Genomic DNA, 10,298 nt, shown 5'->3' with positions numbered 1-10,298 from the left:
TACAATCGCCAACTGGTTGAAGCGATGATCAAAGTGAAGGCGCTAAATAAGATCAACACCCTTGGTCTGCCTAAATATCAGTAAGTTAAGTGAGTTTATTAGAGAGCTGCATTTGATCAACAAGGCCGCTGTAAAGGGGCAATATAACAATGATAGTTACTCTCTCAGTTTTCGCTATGATACTATTGGGAATTTAATAAGCACAACCAGTGGTGAAGGTTACTATCGCCAATCAAATGTGAGAACAGTTAATTATGGCTATGATAAAAATGGAAATCGCACTCATATATCGTATCCAGACAACAAGCTATTTACTTATGAGTTTGATGGCATAAATAGAGTTAAATCACTAAAAAATCAATCAGGTGATACCTTAGTTACATTAGATTATAAAGCAAGCAAAAAACGGGATTCTCTAAAGTATCATGGAGGAACCACAACTTCTTATTCTTTTGATGAAATTAATCGTTTAAAGAATTTTTCTATAGACTTTTCACAAAATCAGTATGATATAACTCGTAGTTTAACCTATAACCCTGCGAGCCAAGTAGTCACAAACCAAGTTAGTAATGTTGGTTATATGTATCAAGGAAACCATAATAAAGTTGGCTCATATAGTGTAAATAACTTAAACCAGTATACCAATATTGCTGGTATAACAGTAAATCATGACAATAACGGTAACTTTACAAGTGGTGATAACACCTACTTTTACACTTATGATGTTGAAAACCGTTTAAATCACTCTATGGCTATGATTCAGCATATTTTAAATATGATCCCCTTGGTCGTCTTTATCAGATTAAAGTTAACGGGGTTACTAAGCAGTTTCTTTATGATGATTCAAGGATAATTGCTGAATATGATGTAGATAATAACATAGTTACCAGAATAGTACCTGGCTCCGGCACTGATGAAAGTTGGGTCATGTATGAGGGAGCTAGCACTAGCTTAGCTGATACTATATTTTTACATCAAAACTATAACATGAGTGTTATTGCTGCTAGTGATAGTCAGTCAAATGTTTTGTTTACCAATTCATATGACGTATATGGGATAAGTTCAGAGACAAATCAGGGGCGTTTAGGTTATACAGGTCAACTGTATTTATATGAATTCGGCTTGTATTACTATAAAGCACGGATTTATCATCCAAAGCTAGGTCGATTCTTGCAAACTGACCCTGTAGGCTATGAAGATCAGATGAATCTTTATGCTTATGTGGGCAATGATCCGATAAACATGTTCGACCCTGCAGGAATGGAGATGGAGTGTGTTACGGATAATGACGGGAATGAAACATGTACATATACACCCGATGATTTCAATGATTACAGTTGGGGTGATGCCGTAATAGATGGCGGCTTAATTTTTATAGACATATTAAATACTCCAATTAGCCCAACTCCTGACGCTTCGATTCTTGTTGGAGTAAGAGCAACTGCTAGAGCTGTTGCTAAAAATCAGGCGGCTAAAAAAGCGTCAGAGAAGTTTGCTAAAGATCTTGCGAAGAAAATAGAACGCGATTTAGGAAAGAAAGCAAGGCGTAATTTCCATGATGTAAAAACGCCCGGAGCTGGTGATAGAACCAAAGAAGAGCTAATTGAAGATGCTGTCAATATGTATCAAGATGCAAATAAACCTATTCCAAGCTGGCTAAAGTCTTTGGGGGGATAATGATTAATAGTGTAATAGAAAATAAAATAAATGAAGTTATTAACTTGTATTGTGTTCGCCAAGCAGTTGGTAATAGCACATCCTTGAGTTTAGGTTTTGGAAAAAAAGATAACGAAGCTAGTTCTGGAGAGTACCGTGAATGGGAAATTGGAACGTATTCAGGTAATTGGAGAGTTATTAAAAATAAACAGGTAATTTGTGCAAGTTTAGATGACGTTGAAACAAATGAAGAGCTAGATGAAAAACTTAAAACTATCAGTTTTGGTTCAATTAGGGCTGTATCTCAAAATGATGTTGGCGACGTAACTTTATCTTTTGATAACTTTGTTCTTGTAGAAATTCTGTGTTTATCAGATGAGGACGACGAAATGTTTCATGTTTTCTGCCCTAATTCAGAATATATTGAATATAATCCTTGCTCAGGTTGGAGAATTGGTCGTTCTGACTCCCCTTGGAGGTAATGATTTGAAACCACAGCCAGCAGAAGCTGGCTTTGTTTTTTTGGTGAAAATAGACGAAATTGCCTATATCAAATTACCGTATAGTACCTAATGCCTAATACCTTCTGTCTTTTTCCTTTCCCCTTACAACTTTCCTCTTTCCCTGAGTGTGCATATACGCACAGAAGCTGTTCGTTTTACGCTATTTTCATTATATAACCCATCAGTTAATCTATATTTAGTTTCACGATTCTCATGGGAAATGAGTATGTTAAAGAATTCAAAGGCAAGTTATGGCTGGGTGGCCATCCTATTGCACTGGTTAATGGCACTTGGGGTGTTTGGTTTATTTGGCTTAGGCGTGTATATGGTTGAGCTAACCTATTACGACGCTTGGTACAAAGGCTCTTTGGACTTACATAAAAGCGTGGGCATTACCTTAGCGGCATTATTGCTGTTTCGATTTGGTTGGCGCTTATTAGGCACCCAACCTGAGCCTGTTGCAGGTAGTTCAAAAGCAATGAATCGAGTTGCACACTCAGTCCATAAACTAATTTATTTAGCTTTAATCGTTATTGTGACGTCGGGCTATTTAATCTCTACGGCTGATGGCCGTGCAATTGAAGTATTTAATTTATTTGCTGTGCCGGCATTACCAGAGTCGGTCGCGAACCAAGAAGATATTGCAGGTAAAATTCACTTTTATGCCGCGTATGGGCTAATAGCTGTGGTTGTTTTACATGCTTTAGGGGCACTAAAACATCATTTTATCGATAAAGATAAAACCTTAATTAGAATGATCAAACCATTGAAGGATGATTAATATGAAAAAATTACTATTAGGCACAGCACTAAGTGCTGCACTTTTCTCAACAGCAAACGCAAATGCAGCTGACTACGTTATTGATACAGACGGTGCACACGCATTTGTAACTTTTAAAATTAAGCACTTAGGTTACAGCTGGTTACATGGTCGTTTTAATACTTTCTCAGGTGATTTTAGCTATGACGATAAAGCGCCTAATGCATCTAAAATCAATGTAACGATTAATACTAAAAGCATCGACTCAAACCATGCTGAGCGTGACAAGCACTTACGCGGTAAAGACTTCTTAAATGTTGATAAATACCCAACTGCAACATTTAAAAGTACCTCAATCAAGTTTGATGAAGACGGTGACGAAGCAGATGTTACTGGTGAATTTACCTTAAATGGTGTAACCAAAACGATTACTTTTGAAATTGACAAAATTGGTGAAGGTAAAGATCCGTGGGGTGGTTACCGTGTTGGTTTTGAAGGTGAAACAAGCCTAAAACTAGCTGACTATGGTATTGACTATAACCTTGGCCCTGCTTCTACGCATGTTGATATTGGTTTATTCATTGAAGGTGTGCGTAAGTAAGCACCGTTAATACGACCGCCAATTCGCATAACTATGTGGGTTGGTAAACTTAAAAGTGCCGCTTAATGAGCGGCACTTTCGTTTCTATCTTTTAATCTCTTTTCTAAAATGGGCTGCAAATTATCCGGTAGCCAGCGAACTAAAACATCATGAAAAGCATCTGTATGAGCGATTTTCTCAAGAGCTTCATCTAATAATTTTACCGTTACTTCACCTTGCTTGTTTTTAGTGCAGCCTATATAGCCAATGCTTAACGCCGGAGCTTCAGTAAGTGATAGTTGAGTTAAGTCATCTTCAAAGCCCATGGAATGAGCCAAGTAATAATGCTCGCTTGGGTAGCCAAGTAATATATCAATACGCTTTTTTTGTAGCATATAAGTCAAGCTTGCGAGGGTGTCTCTGCCGGGGCGAGAGATAATATTAGCGTCATGACTTTCGTTAATCACTTTGTCGATATTTGCTCCAAAAGAGCGACTCATAGAGACCCCTAAAGCAAGGTTTTCGGCTAGTAATGATTTAAGTGACACAGGTTTTGTTGAGTCTAGCTTAAGTTTTTTTGCTAACTCTTTACGTATTGCAATAGACGGCGACAAACCAACAGTTGATGAATGTTCAGTAAACTGAATATGCTGCTTGCGGTGCTCGCTTTGATATAACGACAGCATACAGTAATTATTTTGTGGGTTTGATAGTTCATGCACAGCACGACTGGCTGGCAATAAAGTGCGTTTAAATGAAACCTCAGGCAGTGCTTTTTCTAATAATTTGATCACACTTTCATCACGACCTGTGCCTTCATATTTATCATGCATGATGTAGTAGGGGGCAAAATCGACCATGATCCACTCAATAGCCTTCGGTTGCTTGGTTGCAGCAACTGGGAGGCAAAAAAGTAATAGTAAAATAGACCACACAAAACGCATTTTTACTACCTATTTATGGGCTAAAAATATAAGTGTAGCAGGAATTTAGCTATATGCAGGCTGGTGGTGAAAACTAAAACGCCAGCTTGTTGGCTGGCGTTTATCGGTTGGGTTTAGTTGGCTTTTAACCACTTCACAAATTGGCGTGCATCACTGGCCTTTTGGAAGATGGCATTTTTTAAGCCCTGCGTGTCACTAAAAATTACACGCTGTTTATTTACCGAGATTGATTGCACTGGATGTGCGATCTGGATCAAAGATCCGTTGTATTTATATGACATAATAAAACTCACTCTTTCTTTTGTCAGTGTCTGTAGAGCTTTAAAAGGCATTTAAAAATACAGACCGACATTTGTTGTCTTGCTAACAGTGTTGACTAAGTTTGTGACAGTTTGGTGATGATTTGAAAATTCATCAAACTGTCATTTAGCAAACAAGTTGCAAGTATTTATACGAATATGCGGGAATTACTGGATCAAGGTAAGGGGTTAACCGCGTGGTTTCTAAAAACCAGACAAGTAGATTACTGTAAGAATTAACTAAGCGCAAGGTTTATTTTTTAAACATCAAAAATAATCTCTGGATGTTTAACAGAAACAGGCGTATTGTGATTAGGCACAAAATAACAATAAGAAGTATGCTTATGAATTACCTTTTGGTATCAGATATATTCGGTAAAACAGCGCATTTATCGCTGCTTGCTCAGCAGCTTCGCGGTAAAGTGAGTCTTTGCGATCCTTATCTAGGAGAAATTCAGCTCCCTATAAACGAGCAGTTTCAATACCAGCATTTTATAACTCATTGCGGGCATGATAGTTATTTTGAACGGGTGCATGTCAAAATGGCCGCTATTCGTCAGCCAACCACCATTATTGCATTTAGTGCAGGCGCAGCGGCTGTTTGGCGAGCTCAAGCAGAGTTAAAAAATTCATTCATTAAAAAAATTATTGCCTTTTATCCATCCCAAGTCAGGCACCACCTTGAGCTTGAAGCCAAAGTTCCTTGCCGATTTATTTTTCCTCACAGTGAAGAACATTTTGATATAAAGCCTGTGATTGCAACATTGAAAAGTAAAGCGAAGGTGAGCTGTGAAATAGCCGACTTTGGTCATGGTTTTATGAATCCGTTATCTGAGAATTTTAATCAGCTTGGCTATCAGCAATTTACAGAACAACTGTTAAAAGAAAGTTGTCATCTAGAAGTTGCCACCAACCATTAAAAACTAGTCTATAGTCATTACTAAATAATAATATAAGTAATGACTATGACGGACCAAGCAAATTACAGCCACTTCCTATCTAACCCGGTTGCTAAACCACCTTGTCGAATGATCAATGCGCAAATGTACGGATTTTTTGTGTCTGGCTGTGAGCAAAAAATGCAACAGTATGTTGATGCAACTTTAAACCTACTAGCAACCGAGTCAACCTCGTTTAATGTGTTAGGGTGTATAACTCACTCAATCGACCTGCTAGTTGTTCATTGGCTACTTGGCAGCAGGCATTTAAACCACACAGTTTTATTGCCTTACAAGAGTTTATTGATAACGAATGGCAAACTTGGCCGATAGATTTTCCTACCGTTGAAGGGAACCCCGCTGATGGCAGCCTCGATATAACAGTGTGGGACTTTGTCACCATGACATTAGCATGGCTAAAAAAATGGACCGAAGGCATTGAGCATGTTTGTCAGCAGCAAGATGCTAAAACCATTTTAGTGACTAAAAAATCACGGGATCAATCGTTACTCAAACACATGTATCAAGAAATCAAAGCAGACATTGATACCCATTTAAATGGCGCAAAGCAGTTTATTGATGATATTGAAGCAGGTGCAACTGAAATTACCTCGAACCCACGAACATTGATAACTCATTTGCTGCAGTTCACCGAAAAGCAGGCCACCCATACAGATAAGCAGGCCGATCGGCTGGTGATTTGGTATATCGTCAGAAAGTTAAAACGTTGGTTTAAAGACCAAGTTATTGATTTACTCGATGACAACCCGGAGCTGCGCAGACTTTATATTTGTGCCGATCTTGCGATTGCAATGCTCACAGGACTGATTAAAGACAAAGTATATCGCGACGGTTTTGGTGTCATTAATTGCTACGATTTTCGTCAGTGGCTCGAAAAAAATGGTGCGAATAAAACTTACAGCGTTGATTCAGCGCCAGTGCGCGGCTTTTATGATTTGGTGTTCGCTTACCCTAAAGGTGACTTTAGTAAACCCAATGTTGAAGCAGGCGTTGCCGCCCTTGCTATGTTACGTATAGGTCTTTGCTATAAAGGCGGCGTAATGTGGAAAATGCAAGCAGGCATGGGCGATGTTATTTTCGGACCAATTTATGAACTTTTAAAGCAGCGCGGTGTTAAGTTTAAGTTTTTCCATCAGTTAACTAACTTATCTGCTGGGCAAACTGCCCAAGGTGAGCCGCTGGTGAGTGAAATTGAGCTTTGCCAACAGGTGAGTTTAGTTGGCCAATATTATCAACCGCTCATTGATGTAAAACAGCTGCCATGCTGGCCAAGTGAGCCACTGTATGAGCAAATCAGCCCTGAACAAGCGCACTTATTGCAAGAATATCAAATTAATTTAGAGTCATTTTGGAGTAATTGGCCAGAGGTGTATCAAGAACACTTTAGTACCCCATTGCCAACAGTGACGCTTCGCTATGGTATTGATTTTGATACACTGATTTTAGGGGTGTCGGTTGCCTCTCTTGAACACGTTGCCTCTGAACTTTTAGCTGTAGATTACGCGCTTTCTCAACAAGCAACAAAAGTGCAAAGTGTGGCGACTCAGGCTTGCCAAGTATGGTTGAATAAAACCGACGCACAACTTGGCTTTACGCAAACTAATGCTGCTCACGAAGGGCCTATTTTAAGTGGCTTTGTCGAGCCGTTTGATACCTGGGCGACAATGGGTAACTTACTCGATAAAGAAGATTGGCCAAGTGAAAATGCGCCTGTGAACATTGCCTATTTTTGCAGTGCGTTTAGCTGCGAAAACTACCCACCTGCCAGTGCACATCAATTCCCAGAGCAAATGAAAGCCGAAGTAAAATTGAATATGCATAATTTGTTTAGCGCAGATATGCGGCCACTTTGGCCTGAAGCCTATATTGATAACAAGTTTGATTGGCAGGTTTTTTACAGTGATCCGCATAGCATTTTACCTGTACTAGAGCAGCAATATTGGCGCGTTAATGTCGATCCTAGTGAGCGCTATGTTTTATCTGTGGTTGATTCGAGTAAATACCGCCTGGCTACAGATGGCAGTCAGTTTGTTAATTTGCGCATCACTGGCGACTGGATAAAAACCGGCGTTAATGCAGGCTGTGTTGAGGCTGCTGTCATGGCCGGTATGCAAACAGCGCGGGCAATATGTGGTTGGCCAAGCGAAATCAGCGGAGAGCATGCATTCGAAAAAGGTTAGTGTGAGTAAAGTTGTAAAAAAGTATGCGTATAAGTCATGAATTTTCATGATTTATATGCGACTTTAATCTATTGTTTGGTCTATACTTACCACTAAATTACAACAATTTAACAAGTTTCCCTCTTTTAAGGTCTAAAAGCCAATGAAGCGTCCTTTTCTTAAAGATCCTAAGTTTATGATGTTGTCGAGCACCAGCTTGGCGGCATGTGTAATGGCAAGCGCTGTTGCACAAGGAGCTGAGACTGAAAAAGACATGGAAGTTATTAGCGTTTATGCACAAAAGCGTCCGCAAGCAATTGAAGACGTGAGTGTAGCGGTAAGCCAAGTGGATGGCGAAATTTTAAAAGCTCAGCATTTTAAAGATTCAACTGAAATTGGTTTGTTTGCGCCAAACGTTAAAATTACCCAAAACGCCGCAGAAGGGACGCCTCCCGCTGTGAGCATCCGTGGGGTGGGGTTACTTGATTATAATACGGCGAATACTTCACCTGTGGCCATGTATCTTGATGGCGTTGCGGTGGGGTCTGCTAATAATCAAATTGTTAACTTGTACGATATTGAACAACTCGATATTTTACGCGGCCCGCAGGGTACCTTATTTGGTCGTAATTCTACCGGTGGTGCAATACTTATACGCTCAAATCGCCCTGAGTTTGATAGCTATGGCTCGCTAACATTAGGTGCTGCTAATAACAACGCCACCAGCGTCGATGGTATGTGGAACCAGCAACTCTCAGACTCCAGCGCAATGCGTATTGCTGTTAACTATCAAGACTATGAATATTCAACAAAAAATACTTATGCAGACTCACCAACAGCAGGCATGGATCAAAAAAATGCACGTGTGTCTTTTTTGTCGGAGTGGGATGATGTTGATCTTTACCTGCAAGCGCATATTGAAGATTGGGATGGTATTGCCCAGCCAGTTGGTAGTATTGGTATTGTCGCAAACCCTTTAACGGGTGAGCTGTGTTCACCAGCAGATGCGGGCTCAACAGGCTGTTTTGATAACTTTGGTTTTAATGATGGCAGTGATGACTTCTTTGCTGTGAGTGTCAATAACGACTCACCTCATAAGTCTGATGGCTACGGTTTTATCGCCGAAGTCAATTGGCATTTAAACGAGCAAAGTACATTTACCTCACTTTCGAGCTTTAACGATTTAGAAAGAAGCCACGCTTTTAACTGCGATGGATCGCCAGCTCGTTTGTGCGAAGGAGTATTAGGGCTAGATACCCAACTATTCAGCCAAGAATTCAGGTTATTAAACGAACTTGCTGATTACACACTCACCAGTGGTGTTTATTTTGCAGATGAGACGATTGAGCAAGATAATTTAAATGATATTTTGCGTGATTTCCGGGGTATTTTACCGACAAGCTTAACCGCGACCTTTATTTACGATAACGAAATCAAGATGCAAAATTTGGCTGTATTTAGCCAAATTGAAGTGCCTGTCGCAGATAAATGGATGATTACAGCCGGCCTTAGATATGACTATGAGTCACTTGAGTATGACTCAATCGCCACGTTAAATGCGGTGGTTGATGTGAACGACTTAGACGGAGTGCTTGTACCATTTTATCGCGTTACCGATGAGCAATCAGACAATGGCTTTACTGGTCAATTTGCCGTTAATTATCGCTATTCAGATGCAAGCAATCTTTATTATCGTTTTGCTAATGGTAGTAAAAGTGGTGGCTACAACGGAGGCTTTTTGTCATCTGAAGAACAAGCAATCTTAGCAAACTATGGCAAAGAGCGCTTGAATGCCCATGAAGTTGGCTTAAAGTCGTTCTGGCCTGGCAAGCAACTAAGAATGAATTGGGCGGCGTTTTACTATGACTATAACGACCAACAAGTGTTTATGAACCAAGCGTCAGAAACACCGCAAATGCCTCCTGTGCAATTACTTGAAAATGTTGCTGATTCAATCATTTACGGCCTTGAAACTGAAATTAATTACCAAGCAACTAAACAATTAGCCATGCTACTTTCAGTTGGCTATATCCCTCATGCTGAATTTGAAGATTACGTTGACCCACTTGGCAACAGTATTACCGATAACCAACTGCCGTTTACCTCTAAATGGAATGTATCAGCGGGATTAAAATACGATACCAGCTTGGCGTCGTATCCGTTATCGGCCAATATTATTTACGATTATCAGTCTGAGTTTTATTTTGACCAGAACATGAACCCATATGCCCGCCAAGACGGCTTTAGCATTGTTAATGCGCATCTAAAATATGATGTTGATAATTGGTCATTTACTTTATGGGGCAAAAATTTATTTGATACTGAATACAGTCAGTTAAAGTTCGATTTAAGCTCGTTCCTAGGCATGCTTGAAGACTTTAAAGGGGAAGGGCGTCGCTATGGCTTTGATGTTTCACTGCAATTCTAGTCGTTGCCAT

11 protein-coding genes are annotated in these 10,298 nt (G+C 39.8%); 9 read left to right on the top strand and 2 right to left on the bottom strand.

Annotated features, from left to right (window positions below; translation table 11 throughout):
* The first annotated feature begins 112 nt into the window (after positions 1-112).
* From ABMY41_RS16725 to ABMY41_RS16705, 5 genes are all read left to right on the top strand, one after another.
* Positions 113-853, top strand: a complete 741-nt coding sequence (locus ABMY41_RS16725) for a hypothetical protein (protein ID WP_349275512.1) — start codon at positions 113-115, stop codon at positions 851-853.
* A gap of 134 nt (positions 854-987) precedes the next feature.
* Positions 988-1,677, top strand: a complete 690-nt coding sequence (locus ABMY41_RS16720; protein WP_349275511.1) for an RHS repeat-associated core domain-containing protein — start codon at positions 988-990, stop codon at positions 1,675-1,677.
* Positions 1,677-2,138, top strand: coding sequence for a hypothetical protein (locus tag ABMY41_RS16715; protein WP_287246025.1), 462 nt, complete (start codon positions 1,677-1,679; stop codon positions 2,136-2,138). Before ABMY41_RS16720 ends, ABMY41_RS16715 begins: the two co-directional genes overlap by 1 nt.
* Before the next feature lie 247 nt (positions 2,139-2,385).
* Complete coding sequence (locus ABMY41_RS16710) at positions 2,386-2,940, top strand: cytochrome b (protein ID WP_248529438.1); 555 nt, start codon at positions 2,386-2,388, stop codon at positions 2,938-2,940.
* A 1-nt stretch (position 2,941) separates the two neighbouring features.
* On the top strand, positions 2,942-3,520 hold the full coding sequence (locus tag ABMY41_RS16705) for a YceI family protein (protein ID WP_289097605.1): 579 nt from the start codon (positions 2,942-2,944) through the stop codon (positions 3,518-3,520).
* A gap of 62 nt (positions 3,521-3,582) precedes the next feature.
* On the opposite strand, the gene ABMY41_RS16700 is transcribed toward ABMY41_RS16705, so the two are convergent.
* Positions 3,583-4,443 (bottom strand): TIGR02285 family protein, encoded by an 861-nt coding sequence (locus ABMY41_RS16700; RefSeq protein WP_287206008.1) that lies wholly within the window; start codon positions 4,441-4,443, stop codon positions 3,583-3,585.
* Positions 4,444-4,556: 113 nt separating this feature from the next.
* Complete coding sequence (locus tag ABMY41_RS16695; RefSeq protein ID WP_165381452.1) at positions 4,557-4,724, bottom strand: hypothetical protein; 168 nt, start codon at positions 4,722-4,724, stop codon at positions 4,557-4,559.
* Positions 4,725-5,086: 362 nt separating this feature from the next.
* Here ABMY41_RS16695 and ABMY41_RS16690 point away from each other — a divergent pair, with 362 nt between their 5' ends.
* The 4 genes from ABMY41_RS16690 (at position 5,087) to ABMY41_RS16675 (ending at position 10,288) form a co-directional block, all read left to right on the top strand.
* Positions 5,087-5,662 carry a hypothetical protein gene (locus ABMY41_RS16690; RefSeq protein WP_063704584.1) on the top strand — a complete coding sequence of 192 codons (576 nt, stop codon included), beginning with the start codon at positions 5,087-5,089 and terminating at the stop codon, positions 5,660-5,662.
* Positions 5,663-5,701: 39 nt separating this feature from the next.
* Positions 5,702-6,013 (top strand): hypothetical protein, encoded by a 312-nt coding sequence (locus ABMY41_RS16685; RefSeq protein ID WP_349275507.1) that lies wholly within the window; start codon positions 5,702-5,704, stop codon positions 6,011-6,013.
* Entirely contained in the window at positions 5,926-7,881 is a 1,956-nt protein-coding gene (locus ABMY41_RS16680; RefSeq protein WP_349275505.1) for a hypothetical protein, read from the top strand. Before ABMY41_RS16685 ends, ABMY41_RS16680 begins: the two co-directional genes overlap by 88 nt.
* Before the next feature lie 142 nt (positions 7,882-8,023).
* Positions 8,024-10,288 carry a TonB-dependent receptor gene (locus ABMY41_RS16675; protein WP_289097608.1) on the top strand — a complete coding sequence of 755 codons (2,265 nt, stop codon included), beginning with the start codon at positions 8,024-8,026 and terminating at the stop codon, positions 10,286-10,288.
* Positions 10,289-10,298 lie beyond the last annotated feature (10 nt).

It is taken from the genome of Pseudoalteromonas sp. BZA4 (assembly GCF_040104395.1).
In the GTDB taxonomy this organism is placed as follows: Bacteria; Pseudomonadota; Gammaproteobacteria; order Enterobacterales; family Alteromonadaceae; genus Pseudoalteromonas.
Note: the sequence above shows the minus strand (reverse complement) of the source record. Positions and strands in the feature narration are given on the sequence as shown.